The sequence below is a fragment of the Massilia norwichensis genome (assembly GCF_024753245.1).
Classification (GTDB): domain Bacteria; phylum Pseudomonadota; class Gammaproteobacteria; order Burkholderiales; family Burkholderiaceae_D; genus Telluria; species Telluria norwichensis.
Genome location: NZ_JANUGX010000037.1, coordinates 36609 through 53335, shown reverse-complemented (window position 1 = coordinate 53335; position 16727 = coordinate 36609). Strand labels below are relative to the sequence as shown.

General features: G+C 65.8%; 16 protein-coding genes. 9 read left to right on the top strand and 7 right to left on the bottom strand.

Annotated elements, in window-relative coordinates:
- The first annotated feature begins 1 nt into the window (after window position 1).
- The 3 genes from mnmA to NX782_RS23510 all read left to right on the top strand — a co-directional run bounded on the left by mnmA (window position 2) and on the right by NX782_RS23510 (window position 3598).
- A complete protein-coding gene (gene mnmA / locus NX782_RS23520) occupies window positions 2–1111 on the top strand; it encodes a tRNA 2-thiouridine(34) synthase MnmA (RefSeq protein WP_258847929.1) in 1110 nt (369 codons plus the stop codon).
- A 242-nt stretch (window positions 1112–1353) separates the two neighbouring features.
- Complete coding sequence (locus tag NX782_RS23515; protein ID WP_258847928.1) at window positions 1354–1833, top strand: chemotaxis protein CheW; 480 nt, start codon at window positions 1354–1356, stop codon at window positions 1831–1833.
- Between the two features lie 70 nt (window positions 1834–1903).
- Entirely contained in the window at window positions 1904–3598 is a 1695-nt protein-coding gene (locus NX782_RS23510; protein WP_258847927.1) for a methyl-accepting chemotaxis protein, read from the top strand.
- Window positions 3599–3610: 12 nt separating this feature from the next.
- Here NX782_RS23510 and NX782_RS23505 read toward each other — a convergent pair whose 3' ends face one another.
- The 4 genes from NX782_RS23505 to NX782_RS23490 all read right to left on the bottom strand — a co-directional run bounded on the left by NX782_RS23505 (window position 3611) and on the right by NX782_RS23490 (window position 7387).
- Complete coding sequence (locus NX782_RS23505; protein WP_258847926.1) at window positions 3611–5392, bottom strand: sensor domain-containing phosphodiesterase; 1782 nt, start codon at window positions 5390–5392, stop codon at window positions 3611–3613.
- 144 nt (window positions 5393–5536) lie between these two features.
- Complete coding sequence (locus tag NX782_RS23500) at window positions 5537–5920, bottom strand: ANTAR domain-containing response regulator (RefSeq protein WP_258847925.1); 384 nt, start codon at window positions 5918–5920, stop codon at window positions 5537–5539.
- A 25-nt stretch (window positions 5921–5945) separates the two neighbouring features.
- Window positions 5946–6719 (bottom strand): 5'-3' exonuclease, encoded by a 774-nt coding sequence (locus tag NX782_RS23495; RefSeq protein ID WP_258847924.1) that lies wholly within the window; start codon window positions 6717–6719, stop codon window positions 5946–5948.
- Window positions 6716–7387: a glutathione S-transferase gene (locus NX782_RS23490; protein ID WP_258847923.1), complete on the bottom strand. Its 672-nt coding sequence runs from the start codon at window positions 7385–7387 to the stop codon at window positions 6716–6718. Before NX782_RS23490 ends, NX782_RS23495 begins: the two co-directional genes overlap by 4 nt.
- A gap of 202 nt (window positions 7388–7589) precedes the next feature.
- Here NX782_RS23490 and NX782_RS26440 point away from each other — a divergent pair, with 202 nt between their 5' ends.
- The 4 genes from NX782_RS26440 (at window position 7590) to NX782_RS23465 (ending at window position 12827) form a co-directional block, all read left to right on the top strand.
- Window positions 7590–9134, top strand: a complete 1545-nt coding sequence (locus tag NX782_RS26440; RefSeq protein WP_308633099.1) for a methyl-accepting chemotaxis protein — start codon at window positions 7590–7592, stop codon at window positions 9132–9134.
- A gap of 79 nt (window positions 9135–9213) precedes the next feature.
- Window positions 9214–11130 carry a CocE/NonD family hydrolase gene (locus NX782_RS23475; protein ID WP_258847922.1) on the top strand — a complete coding sequence of 639 codons (1917 nt, stop codon included), beginning with the start codon at window positions 9214–9216 and terminating at the stop codon, window positions 11128–11130.
- A 152-nt stretch (window positions 11131–11282) separates the two neighbouring features.
- Entirely contained in the window at window positions 11283–11873 is a 591-nt protein-coding gene (locus NX782_RS23470; RefSeq protein ID WP_258847921.1) for a hypothetical protein, read from the top strand.
- 66 nt (window positions 11874–11939) lie between these two features.
- Window positions 11940–12827 carry a DUF72 domain-containing protein gene (locus NX782_RS23465; protein ID WP_258847920.1) on the top strand — a complete coding sequence of 296 codons (888 nt, stop codon included), beginning with the start codon at window positions 11940–11942 and terminating at the stop codon, window positions 12825–12827.
- 103 nt (window positions 12828–12930) lie between these two features.
- On the opposite strand, the gene NX782_RS23460 is transcribed toward NX782_RS23465, so the two are convergent.
- Genes NX782_RS23460 through NX782_RS23450 form a run of 3 tightly spaced genes read right to left on the bottom strand, consistent with a single transcriptional unit; the run spans window position 12931 to window position 15381 of the window.
- Window positions 12931–13194 carry a DUF6587 family protein gene (locus NX782_RS23460; RefSeq protein WP_258847919.1) on the bottom strand — a complete coding sequence of 88 codons (264 nt, stop codon included), beginning with the start codon at window positions 13192–13194 and terminating at the stop codon, window positions 12931–12933.
- A gap of 1 nt (window position 13195) precedes the next feature.
- A complete protein-coding gene (gene feoB, locus NX782_RS23455) occupies window positions 13196–15094 on the bottom strand; it encodes a ferrous iron transporter B (RefSeq protein ID WP_258847918.1) in 1899 nt (632 codons plus the stop codon).
- 20 nt (window positions 15095–15114) lie between these two features.
- Complete coding sequence (locus tag NX782_RS23450) at window positions 15115–15381, bottom strand: FeoA family protein (RefSeq protein WP_258847917.1); 267 nt, start codon at window positions 15379–15381, stop codon at window positions 15115–15117.
- Window positions 15382–15607: 226 nt separating this feature from the next.
- Here NX782_RS23450 and NX782_RS23445 point away from each other — a divergent pair, with 226 nt between their 5' ends.
- Both NX782_RS23445 and NX782_RS23440 read left to right on the top strand, forming a co-directional pair.
- A complete protein-coding gene (locus tag NX782_RS23445) occupies window positions 15608–15826 on the top strand; it encodes a (2Fe-2S)-binding protein (protein WP_258847916.1) in 219 nt (72 codons plus the stop codon).
- Between the two features lie 174 nt (window positions 15827–16000).
- Window positions 16001–16690 (top strand): PepSY-associated TM helix domain-containing protein, encoded by a 690-nt coding sequence (locus tag NX782_RS23440; RefSeq protein WP_370661833.1) that lies wholly within the window; start codon window positions 16001–16003, stop codon window positions 16688–16690.
- Window positions 16691–16727: the final 37 nt, after the last annotated feature.

Sequence of the window (16727 nt, the reverse complement as noted above, 5' to 3'; positions counted from 1 at the left end):
AATGACAAAGAAAAAAGTCGTGATCGGGATGTCGGGCGGCGTCGACTCCTCGGTCGCGGCCTGGATGTTGAAAGAACAAGGCTATGAAGTCGTCGGCCTGTTCATGAAGAACTGGGAAGACGACGACGATTCCGAATACTGCTCCACGCGCCAGGACTGGATCGACGCGGCCAGCGTGGCCGACGTGGTCGGCGTGGACATCGAAGCCGTCAACTTTGCCGCCGAATACAAGGACCGCGTGTTCGCGGAGTTCCTGCGCGAGTACCAGGCCGGCCGCACGCCGAACCCGGACGTGCTGTGCAACGCCGAGATCAAGTTCAAGGCCTTCCTCGACCACGCCATGAAGCTGGGCGCCGACCTGATCGCGACCGGCCACTATGCGCGCGTGCGCCAGAACCAGGGCAACGGCAAGTTCGAACTGCTCAAGGCGCTGGACCACACCAAGGACCAGAGCTACTTCCTGCACCGCCTGAACCAGGCGCAGTTATCGAAGTCGCTGTTCCCGCTGGGCGAGATCGCCAAGACCGAAGTCCGCAAGATCGCCGAGAAGCTGCAGCTGCCGAACGCGGCCAAGAAGGATTCGACCGGCATCTGCTTCATCGGCGAGCGCCCCTTCCGCGAATTCCTGGGCCGCTACCTGCAGCACAAGCCGGGCCCGATCAAGCTGGACAACGGCCAGACGGTCGGCCAGCACGTCGGCCTGTCCTTCTACACGCTGGGCCAGCGCAAGGGCATCGGCATCGGCGGCCTGAAGTCGCACAAGAACGCGGACGGCACCAGCGAGCCGTGGTTCGTGGCGCGCAAGGACATCGCCAGCAATACCCTGTACATCGTGCAGGGCCACGACCACCCGTGGCTGCTGTCCGCCGAACTGGGCGCCGGCCAGGCCAGCTGGATCGCCGGCGAAGCGCCTGCGCCGCAAGCGCTGTCGGCCAAGACCCGCTACCGCCAGGCCGACGTGCCGTGCACGGTGGCGGCCGAGGGCCTGGACCGCTTCAGCCTGCGCTTCGACGAGCCGCAGTGGGCGGTGACGCCGGGACAATCGGCGGTGCTGTATGACGGCGATGTCTGCCTGGGCGGCGGGATTATCGATACGGCCAGCGCCGCCTGACGTCGTTCCCGCGCAGGCGGGAATCCATACTGAGCCTCTTTAGCCACTTCAGCATGGGTTCCCGCTTCCGCGGGAATGACGTTTACAAGCCCGCGTGCGGCACGGACTGTTGCATCCTCTCCTAAATTCCCACAAATTTGCCCCCGCTTGTCATTTCTCCATCGAACTCCCCGCCGAAATGCCGTAATCTTCACTAAAGTTGCCGCACGGCAAAAATGATCGAAGAAAACAGGGAGTAGTAAATGGCTGAAGGTATCGTCAACAACACGACAGAAGTGCTGTCGTTCCGGCTGGGCGGCGAAGAGTATGCGCTCAGCATCCTCAAGGTCCAGGAAATCCGCGGCTACGACAACGTGACCCGCATCGCCAGCGCGCCGGACTACCTGAAGGGCGTGGTCAACCTGCGCGGCATCATCGTGCCGATCGTGGACATGCGCATCAAGTTCAATGTCGGCAACCCGACCTATGACGCGTTCACGGTGGTGATCGTCCTGAACATCAATGGCCACACGATCGGCATGGTGGTGGACAGCGTGTCGGATGTGGTGACCCTCACCCCCGACCAGATCAAGCCGGCCCCGGAACTGGGCGCCAGCGTCGCCGCCGAGTACCTGCAGGGCCTGGGCACCCTCGGCGAACGCATGCTGATCCTGCTCGACATCGACAAGCTGCTCAGCTCCGAAGACATGGGCCTGCTGGCCGCCGCGCGCACCGCGGCCTGACCGCAATCCCCCCTCACGGCCGCGCGCTCCGTCGCGGCCATGTTTTACTTCCTCCATTCCCCATTGAATTATGAATCTCAGTAACTTCAAACTGCGCACGCGTCTTGCGCTGGGCTTTGGCGTCATGTGCGCCATGCTGATCGTCGTGCTCGTACTCAGCCAGGCCACGCTCGACCATGTCAACCGTAGCACCCGGGACATCGTGCAGCAGCGCATGCCGAAGATCGACGCGGTCACCTCGGTCCTCAACGAAGTCAACAACGTTTCGATCGCGCTGCGCAACCTGATGCTCAACGACGATCCGGCCGACCGCAAACTGCAGACCGCCAACGTCATGAAGGCGCGTCAGGCGATCCAGACCCTCCTGGACCAGGCCAAGGGCGTCCTCACGGACGCTGCCGAACGCGATCGCTACAACGAGACGGTCGAGAACAACATCAAGTTCGTGCGCGACCAGGACGAGCTGCTCAAGCGCGTCGACGCCGGCGACATCGAGGGCGCCAAGGCTTACCTGAACGATGCCTTCCGCCCGCTGCTGCTGGCCTACAAGAAGGGGCTGAACGAGCAGCTCAAGGCCCAGAAGGCAGCCATCGCCGAGGCGGGCGCGCAGGCCGAGGCCACCTATGCCAGCACCCGCCTGCTGATGGCCGGCCTCGGCGTGGCGATCCTGGCGCTGGCCGGCGCCATCGCCTGGGCCATCTCGTCCTCGATCACCCGCCCGGTCGCGCAGGCGCTGGAGGTGGCGAATACCGTCGCCGCCGGCGACCTGACCAGCCGCATCGAAGTCACCAGCCGCGACGAGATGGGCCAGCTGCTGCGCGCCCTGAAGGCGATGAACGAAAGCCTGGCGCGCACCGTGCACACCGTACGCAGCGGCACCGAGACCATCGCCACCGCCTCGAGCGAAGTGGCGGCCGGCAGCATGGACCTGTCCTCGCGCACCGAGCAGCAGGCCGGCTCGCTGGAAGAGACCGCGTCCTCGATGGAAGAGCTGACCTCGACCGTCAAGCAGAATGCCGACAATGCCCGCCAGGCCAACATGCTGGCGGAATCGGCATCGAACGTGGCGGCGCGCGGCGGCGCCGTGATCGAGCAGGTGGTCGACACCATGCGCGATATCCACGATGCGTCCGGCAAGATCGCGGACATCATCGGCGTCATCGACGGCATCGCCTTCCAGACCAATATCCTGGCGCTGAACGCGGCGGTCGAAGCGGCGCGCGCCGGCGAGCAGGGCCGCGGCTTCGCGGTGGTGGCGGGCGAGGTGCGCAACCTGGCCCAGCGCTCGGCGGCGGCGGCACGCGAGATCAAGGCGCTGATCGTCGACTCGACCGGCAAGGTCGAAACCGGCAGCAAGCTGGTCGGCGATGCCGGCAGCACCATGCGCGAGATCGTCGACAGCGTGCGCCGCGTGACCGACATCATGACGGAGATCAGCGCCGCCAGCGCCGAGCAGAGCGGCGGCATCGAGCAGATCAACCAGGCGATCACGCAGATGGACGAAGTGACGCAGCAGAACGCCGCGCTGGTCGAGCAGACCTCGGCGGCGGCGGAAGCGATGCAGGATCAGGCGGCACGCCTGGCGCAGGCGGTCAGTGTGTTCCGCCTCGATGCCGCGGCACAGGCGGTGTCGCCGGCGCCGGTCAAGGCGGTCAAACCGGCCGCCCCGGTCAAGCGGGTAGTGGCGCCGCAGCCGGTGCAGATCGCCCGGCCGGCAGCGCGCAAGGAGCCGGTGGCGACGGCTGCGGATTGGGAAGAGTTCTGATCCAGCCCGGGGTCAGGCCGCAAGGGCCTGGTCCCGCGCCGCGAACCACGTCATGAATGCCTGCGGCCCCAGCGGCCGCGCATACCAGTAACCCTGCGCCTGGTCGCAGCCCGCCTCTTTCAGCAACTCCACGACTGCCAGGGTTTCGACGCCCTCGGCCACCACGCGGTGCCCGAGGTCGTGCGACAGCTTGATCATGGCCGACACCAGCGCGCGCTTGCGTTCGTCGTCTTCGAGGTTGCGGACAAACGACTGGTCGATCTTGACCACTTCGGCCGGCAGGCTTTGCAGGTAGGCCAGGCTCGAATAGCCGGTGCCGAAGTCGTCGATCGCCAGCTGCACGCCGGCGGCGGCCAGCGCGTTCAGCGTGGTCTCGGCCAGGCGCGGATTCTTCATCAGCGTGCTTTCCGTGATCTCCAGCGCCAGGCTGGAGGCCGGCAGGCCATGGGCGCGCAGGCCGTCCACCACGCGCTCGCAGAAGTCCGGCTCCTGCAGGTTCACCGCCGACACGTTCACCGCCACTTCCAGCTCGATGCCTTGTAGGCGCCAGGCGGCCAGCTGGCGCAGCGCCATCTCCAGCACCCGGTGGGTGGTCTCGCGCACCATCGAGGTCCGCTCGATGATCGGAATGAATTCGCCCGGCGAGACTTCGCCGAAGGTCGGATGGGTCCAGCGCAGCAGGGCTTCGGCGCCGATGCAGGCGCCGCTCGCCAGGTCGATCTTGGGCTGGTACACCAGGCGCAGCTGGCCTTCGCTTTCCAGCGCCGCGCCGTACTCGTTAATCAGCAGGAAATGGCGGCGGTGGACCGCGTCCTGCTCGGCCGAAAACACCGACACCCCGAGATCGCTCTCGCTGGCATGCTGGGCGGCCGAGTGCAGGTTGCGCAGCAGGTCGCCGCTGGCGGTGATGCCGACCTCGAAGTGGGCCACGCCGATGCTGGCGGTGGTCACGAAGCGCGAGGTGACGGACTCCGCGCGCCGCTGCAGCAGCGCGTGCAGGGCCTCGCCGAAATCGTCGCAGGTGGTGCCCGGCGGCGCGATGAAGGCGAATTCGGTCGCGGTGATGTGGTACACGGTGCTCGAGCGGCCGACGCTGGCGCGCAGCATGCGCACCGCTTCGCCGACGATCTCGTCGAGATAGGTGGCGCCCATCGCCCGCATCGCATTGCTGAGCTGCTCCGGGCTGGCCAGGTTGATCAGGGCCGCCACCCGCTGCTCGCCGTGCGGGCGGTCCAGCGTCAGGTCGCCGAAGTCGTCGATGAACTGGTTACGGTTCGGCAGGCCGCTGAGCGGGTCGACCCGGCCCAGTGCGTGCTGCAGCTCGATCTGCGCCATCACCATCGCCGCCATGTCGCGCAGGGACGCGCGTTCGGCTTCGCTGATCTGGCGCGGCTCCGCGCCCAGCACGCACATCGCGCCCAGGCAGTAGCCGTCGTTGGTCATCAGCGGAGCGCCCGCATAGAAGCGCACGCCGGAAGCGGCCAGCAGGCTGTCGCGGTAATGCGCATCCTCGCGCAGGTCATTGATGACCAGCATCTCGCCCTCCTCGGCGACCTGGGCGCAGGGCGCCTGCATGCGCGGAATCGTGTTGTGCTCGACGCCGACGCGCGACTTGAACCACTGACGGTCGGTGTCCGTGAGCGAGACCGCGGCCACCGGCAACTGGAACAGCTGGGCCGCCATGCGGGTGATGCGGTCGAAAGCTTCGCTCGGCGGGGTGTCGAGCAGGTTCAGTTTGCGTAGCGCGTCGAGCCGTTCAGCTTCGCGCGACTGGCAGATAGTAGAACGTGGCATGGGGGAGGTCGTCAAAATTGACGAATTTGATTGAATTGTGGACTTATCCGATTGTGAGGCCATAATTTCCACAGGTCAACATGGAAATACGGAACCTTCCTTCTATTTCTGCCAAAATCCCGCAAACACCACAGTTCTTTGCGATCAAGCACCCCGGTGCTGCTTGACCACGGCCAGTACGGTATTGCGGATCGTGCGCAGCACGGCGTCGGCCTTGAAGGGCTTGACGATGAAGCCCTGCACGCCGCGCGCCAGCGCCCCCTGCACGGCCGCCGCGTCGAGCGTGCCGGACACCATGAAGATCAGGGTTTTCGGCAGCTTGGCGCGCAGCTGCTCGACCACGTCGCTGCCGTCTTCCACCTGCTCGCGCGCGATGCAGAAGATGTGCGGATGGTGCTTCTGCGCCAGCAGCCAGCCGCCGTGGCTGGTATGGGTGTGGCCGACCACCTCGTAGCCAGCGTCCATCAGCACGGTGTTGAGCAGGCCGCGCGAGATCGCATTCGAGTCGACAATCACTGCCTTGAGCATCGCTTTTTCCTGTTTCCTTGTTTGTTCAGAAGGCGTCGTAGGCGAGCATCTTCCAGCTCACCCCAAGCTTCACGTCGGTCTTCAGCTCCACCAGCCGGCGCGAGATGGCGAGGATCTCGCGCTCGGCGCGCAGGCGCTCGCCCAGCGGCGTCTTGAGGATGCCGGCGCCGGCCATCACGGCGTCCAGGTCGCCGTAGGCGTTCAGCAGGCGCGCCGCGGTCTTCATGCCGATCTTCGATACACCGGGCACGCCGTCGGTCGGGTCGCCCATCAGCGCCAGCAGATCGTGCAGGCGCTCGGGCGCGACCCCGAACTTGTTGCGCACCCAGGCGTCGTCGTGCCACTCGCCCTTGAAATGGTCCCACACCAGGGCGCCGTGGGCGATCAGCGCGTGCAAGTCCTTGTCGGTGGTGGCGACGACGGCATCGCCGCGTCCTTCCGACAGCCAGCGCATGACGCCGGTGGCGATCACGTCGTCGGCCTCGACCTCGGGAATCATCAGCACGTGCAGGCCGGCCTCGCGCAGGCGCTCGTGGAAGGCCGGCAGCGCATTGCGCAGGTCCGGCGGCATCGGCGCGCGGCCCTCGCGGTAGCGCGGATACAGGGCGTGGCGCCAGGTCTGGCCGCCGTAGTCGAAGGCCGCCAGCACGTGGGTCGGCGCATGCGCTTCCAGCACGTTGCGGAAGGACGAGAAGGCGTGACGCAGGGCGATGCTCGCCTTCAGGTCGGAGTCCGGTTCGGGGCTGGCTTCGTAGACCCGGCGGACGATGTTCAGGCCATCGATGGCGAGGAGTTTCATTTCACGAAATCGTATTGCCCGCCCCGTTCGAGCGCGCGCCGGTAGGCCGGGCGCGCATGGATGCGTTCGAGGAAGGCGCTCAGTTTCGGGTATTGCGCATCGAGTCCGCCACGCGAGGCGGCGGCCTCCAGCGGGAAGCTGATCTGGATGTCGGCCGCCGAGAAATCGTCGCCGGCAAACCAGGCGCGGCCGGCGAGCTCGCCCTCGAGGAAGGCCAGGTGCTGGCGGATCTGCGGCAGCACGAAGCTGTCCTTGACCTTCTTCGCAATCGCGCGCGCGATCGGGCGCACGAAGAAGGGCGCGGGCGTGCTCTCGACGCGGTCGAACACCAGTTTCATCAGCAGCGGCGGCATCGCCGAACCTTCAGCGTAGTGCATGTAATAGCTGTAGCGCAGGCGCTCGGGCGTACCGGGCTTCGGTTCCAGGCGGCCGTCGCCGTAGCGCCCGACCAGGTATTCGACGATGGCGCCCGATTCGGCGACGATGGTGTCGCCGTCCTGGATGACGGGCGATTTGCCGAGCGGGTGCACGGCGCGCAGTTCGGGCGGCGCCAACATGGTCTTCGGGTCGCGCTGGTACTTTTTGATCTCGTATTCCAGGCCGAGTTCCTCCAGCAGCCACAGGATACGCTGGGATCGGGAGTTGTTCAGGTGGTGGACGATGATCATGGGCGGCCGAGGTCGAGTGAAATGGGGCTTAGCTTAACATTGTTGCGTCTTCAGGAAGAATTTCGATAATTTCGTTAAATTTCCGCGCAGCAACAAGTTCACTTGCTATACTAAGTAATTATCTGTTCGTTATCTAGCGCGATTTTGCTGGAAGCGAACGTCTCCGCCGCCATGACGGGGCTTGCGCTCTCCTTCAAACTAGATGAACGTATTTTCCAGCCTGTCCATCGCGAGGAAACTGGGGCTCCTCACCCTCATCACCGGCCTCGGCACCGCCGCCGTGGCCGCTGCTTTCCTCATCTCCGAACGGCGACTGATTTCGGATGAGCGCGGCCAGGCCGTGCGCCAGGCCGTGGAAGTCGCCAGCGGCGTCGTCCACCGCTACCAGCAGCTGGCCGCCAGCGGCGCCCTGCCCGAGCAGCAGGCCAGGCAGGATGCCCTCGAAACGCTGCGCGCGCTGCATTACAACGGCAAGGAATACTTCTGGGTCAACGACATGCAGCCGCGCATGCTCATGCACCCGAACGCCAAGCTGGAAGGCAAGGACGTCGGCGACATGGCCGACCCCAACGGCCTGCAGCTGTTCCGTGTCATGGTCGAGGTCGCGAAAAGCCAGGGCAGCGGCTTCGTCGGCTATCTGTGGCCCAAGCCGGGCAGCGAGCAGCCGGTCCCCAAGGTCTCCTACGTGACGGCGGTGCCGGCCTGGGGCTGGGTGATCGGCTCCGGTGTCTACGACGACACCGTCGACGCCGTGTTCCTGCCGCGCGTGATCGGATTCTCGCTGGCCGCCGCCCTGCTGTCCGGCCTGCTGATGCTGGCCGGACACCTGATCTCGCGCAGCATCCGTACCCCGCTCGAGCGCGCCGTCACGCTGGCGCGCACGGTGGCCGCCGGCGACCTGAGCACCGTCATCGACACCACCGGCAAGGATGAGACTGCCCAGCTGCTGCGCGCCCTGCGCGAGATGAACGACAGCCTGTCCGGCATCGTCGGCGAAGTCGATGCCGGCATCCGCACCATCGCCAGCGCCTCGACCCAGATCGCGAGCGGCAACCAGGATCTGTCGAGCCGCACCGAGCAGCAGGCCGGCGCGCTGCAGGAAACCGCGGCCACGATGGAGGAACTGACCGGCGCGGTGCAGCAGAATGCCGCCAACGCGCGCCATGCCAGCAGCCTGGCCTCGTCGGCCAGCGAGGTCGCGCAGCGCGGCGGCCAGGTGGTCGGGCGCGTGGTCGACACCATGGATGCGATCCACGGCTCGGCGCGCAAGATCGCCGACATCATCGGCGTGATCGACGGCATCGCCTTCCAGACCAATATCCTGGCGCTGAACGCGGCGGTCGAAGCAGCGCGTGCCGGCGAACAGGGCCGCGGCTTCGCGGTCGTCGCCGGCGAAGTGCGGGCCCTGGCCCAGCGCTCGGCGACAGCGGCCAGGGAAGTGCGCAGCCTGATCGACGATTCCATGCGCAAGGTGGATGACGGGGCCGAACTGGTGCGCCAGGCCGGCAGCACGATGCAGGAAATCGTCGCCAGCGTCGACCGCGTGAACGGCATCATCGGCGAGATCGCCGGCGCCAGCGAGCACCAGCAGGCAGGCATCGGCCAGGTCAACCGCGCCATCGCCGGCATGGACGATGCGACCCAGCAGAACGCGGCCCTGGTCGAGCAGGCGGCGGCGGCGGGGGCGATGAACGAACAGGCGCAGCGCCTGAGCGAGGTGTTCAGCGTGTTCAAGGTGGCGCGCTGAGCCTGCAGGCGTGACGCCGATTGCGCGGGGCACCTCGCTTGGGTAGTATGCTTGGATGCAACTTTTTGTGGAGACCAAGATGTCGCGCCCCAGCCTGCCGTCCCTGTCCGCCCTTCCCCTGCTGTTTGCCGCGCTCGGCGGTACGGCCCTGGCCCAGACGCCGCCGATGGCGCCCGACATCCCGGCCGACAAATTTTCCATCACCGTGCCGAACGCCGACTACGTCAAGCAGGAGGTGATGATCCCGATGCGCGACGGCGTCAAGCTGCACACCGTGATCGTGATCCCGAGGGGCGTGTCGCACGCCCCGATCATGCTGACCCGCACGCCGTACAACGCCTCGGGACGCGCCGGCCGCATGAAGAGCCCGCACATCACCTCGATGCTGGGCGACGGCGACGATGCCTTCATCGAGAACGGCTATATCCGCGTGTTCCAGGACGTGCGCGGCAAGTACGGCTCCGAAGGCGACTACGTGATGACGCGCCCGGTGCGCGGGCCGCTGAACAACACCCAGGTCGACCACAGTACCGACGCCTGGGACACCATCGACTGGCTGATCAGGAACGTCAAGGAATCGAACGGCAAGGTCGGCATGGTCGGTTCGTCCTACGAAGGTTTCACGGTGCTGATGGCGCTGGTCGAACCGCACCCGGCCCTGAAGGCGGCGGTGCCGATGAGCCCCATGGTCGATGGCTGGCGCGGCGACGACTGGTTCCACAACGGCGCCTTCCGCAACCCGAATCTCGCCTACATCGCCGGCCAGAACTCGGCACGCGGCAAGGGCGAGGAGATCGTCACCGGCACCTACGACGATTACGACGCCTTCCTGCGCGCCGGCTCGACCTTCGATTTCGCCCACATCTACGGCATCGACCAGCTGAACTTCGCAAAGAAACTGTTCGAGCACCCGGCCTACGACAGCTACTGGCAGGAGCAGGCGCTGGACCGCATTTTGGCCAAGAAGCCGCTCACGGTGCCGACCATGACCGTGGTCGGCCGCTGGGACCAGGAAGACATCTACGGTGCCTACGCGACCTATGCGGCGGTGGAGCCGAAGGACAAGGACAACAAACTGAATTCGCTGGTGGTGGGCCCGTGGCGCCACAGCGGCGTGAACTACGAGGGCTCTTCGCTGGGCGCCCTGAAATTCACCGGCGACACCGCCCGCGAGTTCCGCCGCGAAGTCATGCTGCCCTTCTTTAACCAGTACCTGAAGGATGGCGCGCCGCAATTCGATACCCCACCGGTGTGGTCGTATCAGACCGGCGTGAACCGCTGGCGCCGGCTGGAGCAATGGCCGCTGGCGCAGGCGTCGACCACGATGTATTTGAAGCCCGGCCTCAAGCTCGGCTTCGATAAAGCAGGCAGCAAGGGCGCGAACTTCGACGAATACGTGTCCGATCCGATGAAACCGATCCCCTTCGTGCCGCGCCCGGTGCGCATGGGGGACGCCACGGTGTGGAAGCCCTGGCTGGTGACCGACCAGCGTTCCTACTCGGACCGTCCGGACGTGCTGACCTATGTGAGCGAACGCCTGACGGCGCCGCTGGCGCTGGCCGGCGCGCCGATGGTGAACCTGTTCGCCTCGACCTCGGGCACCGACAGCGACTGGGTCGTGAAACTGATCGACGTCTATCCGGACGAAGTGGCATCCCAGCCGGAACTGGGTGGCTACCAGTTGCCGATCTCGATGGACATCTTCCGCGGCCGTTACCGCCAGGGCTTCGACAAGCCGACGGCGATCCCGGCCAACAAGGCCGAGCGCTACCGCTTCGCGCTGCCGAACGTCGATCACGTGTTCCTGCCGGGCCACCGCGTGATGGTGCAGATCCAGTCCAGCTGGTTCCCGCTCTACGACCGCAACCCCCAGACCTTCGTGCCGAACATCTTTTACGCCAAGCCGGACGACTACCGCAAGGCGACCCAGCGGGTGTATCACGCGCCGGGCATGGAAAGCAGCATCGAGCTGCCTGTCGTTTCAGCAGGGAAATGAAAACGGCTGAGCTGGCCACAGAGTGTGGTCAGCCGCCGACATTGTGTCGAAAATGTGTCAAATGAGCAGGACTTTCGTAACAAAAACGGGTAGGCTGAACCCAGCGTTTCGTTCACCGCGGGTTTCCTCCCGCCCCCTTGCGAGGTCCTCCCATGAAGCACCATCTCACCGCCATCGCACTGCTCGCCGGCAGTGCGTTCGCCCATGCCCAATCCACCCACTGGACCTTCACCTACACAGGTTTCGATGACCAGGAAGCCGGGGTTTTCCTGCCCGACGCGCAGATCGCCGGCTCCTTTACCGGGACCGACCTGAATGCCGACGGCGTTCTCGACATCGGCGAACTGACTTCCCTGACCATCGGCTCGATGGATTACGTGGCCTGCGCCGCGTCCAGCAACCAGTATTACCACTGCGGCGCCGACAGCTTCGTGTTTTCGCCGAACCAGGGCCTGTCCTTCAGCCTCGGCGAATACGGCAGCGACCCGGAAGGCTTTCATAGCGGCGGCCACCTGATCGAGTCGGGCAAGCTGAGTTACGAGTACCAGATCACGCCCTACAGCAGCATGGAACACCACCTGAACTGGACCCAAGGCACGGTCTTGACCATGGTGTCGGCCTCGCCGGTGTCGCCGGTGCCGGAAGCGCCGGCGTGGGCGATGCTGGCGGCGGGATTGGGGGCGGTGGCGCTGTGGCGCCGGCGGCCGCGTCCTGTTCCGATCCAGGCAAGCATCCGCACCTGATCGCAATGCAGGCAGGGTTCGGCAGCGCACCGAACCCTGCCCCCTGCCCAGCCTACCATCGCAGGCATGGGCGACATCTTCATCGGCATCTCCGGCTGGCGTTACGAACCCTGGCGCGGGGTGTTCTATCCGCCCGGGCTGGTGCAGGCGCGCGAACTGGACTTCGCTTCGCGCGAACTGCCCACCATCGAGATCAACGGCTCCTTCTATTCGTTGCAGCGCCCGAGCAGCTACGCGGCCTGGTATGCGGCCACGCCGCCCGGCTTCGTGTTTGCCGTGAAGGGCAACCGCTTCATCACCCACATGCTCAAGCTGCGCGGCATCGAGACGGCGCTGGCCAACGTGCTGGCCTCGGGCGTGTTCGCGCTGCGCGAAAAGCTCGGCCCCATCCTGTGGCAGTTCCCGCCGCAGTTGCGCTTCGATCCCGAAAAGCTCGAACACTTCCTGGCGATGCTGCCAACCGATACCGGCCAGGCGCTGGAGATCGCGCGCCGCCACGACGCCAAAATGGAAGGCCGCGCGCTGCTGGACATCGACGCCGTGCGCCCGCTGCGGCACGCGGTGGAAGTGCGCCACGAGAGCTTCCGCGACGAAGCCTTCATCGCACTGCTGCGCAGGCATAACGTGGCGCTGGTGGTGGCGGATACGGCGGGCAAGTGGCCGGACTGGGAAGACGTGACCGCGGATTTCGTTTACATCCGCCTGCATGGCGAGCATGAGCTGTATGCCAGCGGCTACGAGGACGCATCGCTGGAGCGCTGGGCTGAAAAGATCCGTGCGTGGAGCGAAGGTGGGCAGCCGGAGGATGCGCGACTCGTATCGGAAGTGGCGCCGCCGAAGGCGAAAAGCCGGGACGTCTACTGCTACTTCGACAACGACATCAAGGTGCGGGCGCCTTTCGATGCGAAGCGGCTGATGGCGCTAATGGACTTGGGATGGCAACCCGCGGCTTAAGCACGTCGTCCCCGCGGAGGCGGGGATCCAAGTTTTGCGGCCCGCTACCAACTTGGGTTCCCGCCAAGGCGGCCGGCCAGGTCGGGAACGACGGTGATTACGGTTAGCGCTTGACGTGCACCTGAATGATTTTTCGACCCTTATCATCCGTCTCCGGCATCGGTTCCGGCGCGCAGGTGCCGCAGGTATCGCAGCCGCTGCCGCAGCCGGCGTCCTTGTCCAGCCAGCGCGCCAGCCAGCCCTTGCCGGAACCGTCAGAGAATTTGTAGACGATCTTGCGGCGCACCGACAACGGCAGGTACTTGCCCGCGGCGTAGAGCGCCGCGCACAGCACGATCAGGCCCACCGCGAGGTACTGGGCGATCATCTCAGCTCCCCAGGGCGTAGCGCGCTACGTGGTAGGTGATGAAGGAGGCCGCATAGGCCAGCGCGAACATGTAGCCGGCCATGACCAGGGCCCAGCGGATGCTGCCGGTTTCGCGGCGCACCACCGACAGTGTCGACAGGCACTGCGGCGCGAACACGTACCAGGCCAGCAGCGACAGCGCGGTCGCCATGCTCCAGGACTGGGCCAGCAGCGGCGCCAGCGAAGTCGCCACGTCATCGCCCGAGGACGACAGCGCGTACACGGTGCCGAGCGCGCCGACCGCCACTTCGCGCGCGGCCATGCCCGGCACCAGCGCGATGCAGATCTGCCAGCCGAAGCCGATCGGCTCGAAGATCACGGCCAGGGCCCGGCCCAGCATGCCGGCCACGCTGTAGTAGATCGGCGGGTGGGTCGCGCCTTCCGGGGCGCCCGGGAAGCTCGACAGGAACCAGACCAGCACCATCAGGGTCAGGATCACGGTGCCGACGCGGGTCAGGAAGATCTTCGCGCGTTCCCACAGGCCCAGGAACAGGTTGTGCAGGTGCGGCCAGTGGTAGGCCGGCAGTTCCAGCATCAGCGGGTGCTGGCCCTTGGCGCGCGCGGTGCGCTTGAAGAACCAGGCCACCGCCATCGCGCTGACGATGCCGGCCGCGTACAGCAGGAACAGCACCAGGCCCTGCAGGTCGATGCCGCCGGCCAGCTTGCGGCTCGGGATGAAGGCGGCGATCACCAGTGCGTACACCGGCAGGCGCGCGGAGCAGGTCATCAAGGGGGCGATCATGATCGTCACCAGGCGGTCGCGCGGGTTCTGGATCGTGCGCGCCGCCATCACGCCGGGGATCGCGCAGGCGAACGACGACAGCAGCGGAATGAAGGCGCGCCCGGACAGGCCGACGCTGCCCATCATGCGGTCGAGCAGGAAGGCCGCGCGCGGCAGGTAGCCGCAGTCTTCCAGCACCAGGATGAAGAAGAACAGGATCAGGATCTGCGGCAGGAACACCAGCACGCTGCCGACGCCGCCGAAGATGCCGTCGACGATCAGGCCGCGCAGCGGGCCCTCGGCCATGCTGGCACCGATCCAGCTGCCGAGTCCTTCGACGCCTTCCTTGATCAGGTCCATCGGCGCCGCGGCCCAGCTGAACACGGCCTGGAAGATCAGGAACATCAGCAGCGCGAGGATCACCGGGCCGGCCACCGGGTGCAGCACGACCTGGTCGATCTGCTCGGACAGGTTGCCGGTGTCCTTGTCGAAGCTGACACAGGCCTCGATGATGCGGCGTACTTCGCGCTGGGTCTGCTCGACCGGCACGGCGTCGATCGCGCTCAAGGGGCGCGGTTTGACCAGGGTGTCGAAAGACAGCGCTTCGAGCGCGCCTAACAGCGTTTTCTCGCCGCCGGCCTGCACGGCCACGGTTTCGACCACCGGCATGCCCAGTTCCTGCGACAGCTTGGCGGTGTCGATCTCGATGCCGCGCTTGCGGGCGACGTCGACCATGTTCAGGGCCAGCACCATCGGCAGGCCGAGACGCTGGATCTCGAGCACCAGGCGCAGGTTCAGGCGCAGGTTGGTGGCGTTGACGACGCAGACCACGGCATCCGGCGCCTGTTCGCCTGCGCGCAGGCCGGCGACCACGTCGCGCGTGATCGCTTCGTCAGGGGTGTGGGCGGAGAGGCTGTAGGCGCCCGGCAGGTCGAGCACGCGCATGGCGCGCCCGCCCGGCAGGATGAAGCTGCCTTCCTTGCGTTCGATGGTGACGCCGGCGTAGTTCGCGACCTTCTGGCGCGCGCCGGTGAGGCGGTTGAACAGCGCGGTCTTGCCGCAGTTCGGATTACCCAGCAGGGCGATCAACGGCGTTTTATGGGCTGTCGCCGCCTGGACCTGCTGTTCTACTGCTCCCATTGATATGTTCCGTTATTCCGTTATTCCGGCTGGATCGAGACCAGCGCCGCTTCGAAACGGCGCAGGGCAAATGTGGATTGACCGACCTTGACCGCGACCGGGCCGCCCGGCAGGCCGCGCTTGAGCATGCGGATGCGTTCGCCGGGGACGAAGCCCAGTTCCATCAGGCGACGTGATACGTCGGCGCCATCGCCGCCATGGTCGTGGCTGGGCGCGAGGTGGATCACGGTGGCGCTCTGGCCAGCCTTGAGGGCGTCGAGGGTGGTCAGGGTAGGTGCAAGAGTCATGGTGGTCGATTCCGGCGCTGATGAGACGATATGTGCATCATAAACCTAAATGCGAATTATTTCTATTTGCGATTTGTCTACTTGTGTTCACTCCGCCTCGCCGACACGACAAAACGCTTGCATTCGGTCTCGGATGTGCTCAGAATACGAAACTGAATGAGAATGATTCGCATTATAAACCAGACAATACCGGCTGGCGCGCGAATCGACACCGACAGGAATCGACATGATCGTCTGCGTCTGCAACAACATCTCCGACCGTGAAATCCGCCAGGCCGTCGAAATGGGCATGAGCTCGATGGCCGACCTGTACAAGGAACTCGGCGTCGGCACCTGCTGCGGCAAGTGCGTCAGCTATGCCCGCGAAGTCATGCACGAACACCTGGAATCGCGCACCACCGTCACCGAACTGCGCCGGGCGCCGGCAGCCAGCTTCGCCGCCTGATCCTCCCGACTCGTCCCGGCCGTCGCCGCGTCCGCGGCGCCAGCGACGCCGGCCCAGTTTTCCTCGGCTCAGTTCGCTCGATAATTGCTACGCACATATGCGACGCGTGCAGCGGCCGATGCGCGGCGGGTCCTGCTAACATGGTGCTTCCAAAGCAGCCATCCCGTCTGTCTTATGCCCGTCATCCCATTTCGCTCCCCGAGGACGCCGCCGCAGCCCTTTACCGTCCAACCGCCGCCCGCGCCCACCCGGCGCGCCCTTGCCGTCAAATGGCTGCGCAAGATGCACGGCTGGATCGGCTTGTGGGGCGCGGTGCTCGGCCTGCTGTTCGGCAGCACCGGCATCCTCCTGAACCACCGCGCCGTCCTCAGGATTCCTGCCGCGCAAAGCCAGGAAAGCACGGTGCAGATTCCACTACCGAGTCCGGCCCCGGCCGACCCGCAGGCGCTCGCCGCCTGGCTGAAACGTTCGCTCAAGCTCCCTCCCGATCCGGCGCGCGTAAAATCCGAACCCGCGCGTCCAGTGGCCTGGGGCGACCATGCCGTGGTCCAGCCGGCGCGCTGGAGCGCCAGCTTTACCTCGCCTACCGGCGCGGTGCAGGCCGAGTACTGGGTCGGCAACAGCTATGTGACCCTCAAGCGCAGCGAGAACAATGTCTTCGCTACCCTCACCAATCTGCACAAGGGGGTGGGCATGAGCGTCGGCTGGATCCTGCTGGTGGACACGCTGGCCGGCTCGATCATCCTGCTGTCGCTGTCCGGGGTCGTGCTGTGGATGCTGACCAACCGCCGGCGCACGGTGGGCATCGCGATCGCTTCGGTGTCGCTGCTGCTCGCCGGCGGCGTGGCGCTGGCCGCGCTGTGACGCTATGATGTCTTTATTATCTCAACCATCGATAAGG

Bases quoted from the DNA above. Each gene is read 5' to 3' on its own strand.
- mnmA (WP_258847929.1), top strand. From the start codon at position 2: ATGACAAAGAAAAAAGTCGTGATCGGGATGTCGGGCGGCGTCGACTCC.
- NX782_RS23515 (WP_258847928.1), top strand. From the start codon at position 1,354: ATGGCTGAAGGTATCGTCAACAACACGACAGAAGTGCTGTCGTTCCGG.
- NX782_RS23510 (WP_258847927.1), top strand. From the start codon at position 1,904: ATGAATCTCAGTAACTTCAAACTGCGCACGCGTCTTGCGCTGGGCTTT.
- NX782_RS23505 (WP_258847926.1), bottom strand. From the start codon at position 5,392: ATGCCACGTTCTACTATCTGCCAGTCGCGCGAAGCTGAACGGCTCGAC.
- NX782_RS23500 (WP_258847925.1), bottom strand. From the start codon at position 5,920: ATGCTCAAGGCAGTGATTGTCGACTCGAATGCGATCTCGCGCGGCCTG.
- NX782_RS23495 (WP_258847924.1), bottom strand. From the start codon at position 6,719: ATGAAACTCCTCGCCATCGATGGCCTGAACATCGTCCGCCGGGTCTAC.
- NX782_RS23490 (WP_258847923.1), bottom strand. From the start codon at position 7,387: ATGATCATCGTCCACCACCTGAACAACTCCCGATCCCAGCGTATCCTG.
- NX782_RS26440 (WP_308633099.1), top strand. From the start codon at position 7,590: ATGAACGTATTTTCCAGCCTGTCCATCGCGAGGAAACTGGGGCTCCTC.
- NX782_RS23475 (WP_258847922.1), top strand. From the start codon at position 9,214: ATGTCGCGCCCCAGCCTGCCGTCCCTGTCCGCCCTTCCCCTGCTGTTT.
- NX782_RS23470 (WP_258847921.1), top strand. From the start codon at position 11,283: ATGAAGCACCATCTCACCGCCATCGCACTGCTCGCCGGCAGTGCGTTC.
- NX782_RS23465 (WP_258847920.1), top strand. From the start codon at position 11,940: ATGGGCGACATCTTCATCGGCATCTCCGGCTGGCGTTACGAACCCTGG.
- NX782_RS23460 (WP_258847919.1), bottom strand. From the start codon at position 13,194: ATGATCGCCCAGTACCTCGCGGTGGGCCTGATCGTGCTGTGCGCGGCG.
- feoB (WP_258847918.1), bottom strand. From the start codon at position 15,094: ATGGGAGCAGTAGAACAGCAGGTCCAGGCGGCGACAGCCCATAAAACG.
- NX782_RS23450 (WP_258847917.1), bottom strand. From the start codon at position 15,381: ATGACTCTTGCACCTACCCTGACCACCCTCGACGCCCTCAAGGCTGGC.
- NX782_RS23445 (WP_258847916.1), top strand. From the start codon at position 15,608: ATGATCGTCTGCGTCTGCAACAACATCTCCGACCGTGAAATCCGCCAG.
- NX782_RS23440 (WP_370661833.1), top strand. From the start codon at position 16,001: ATGCCCGTCATCCCATTTCGCTCCCCGAGGACGCCGCCGCAGCCCTTT.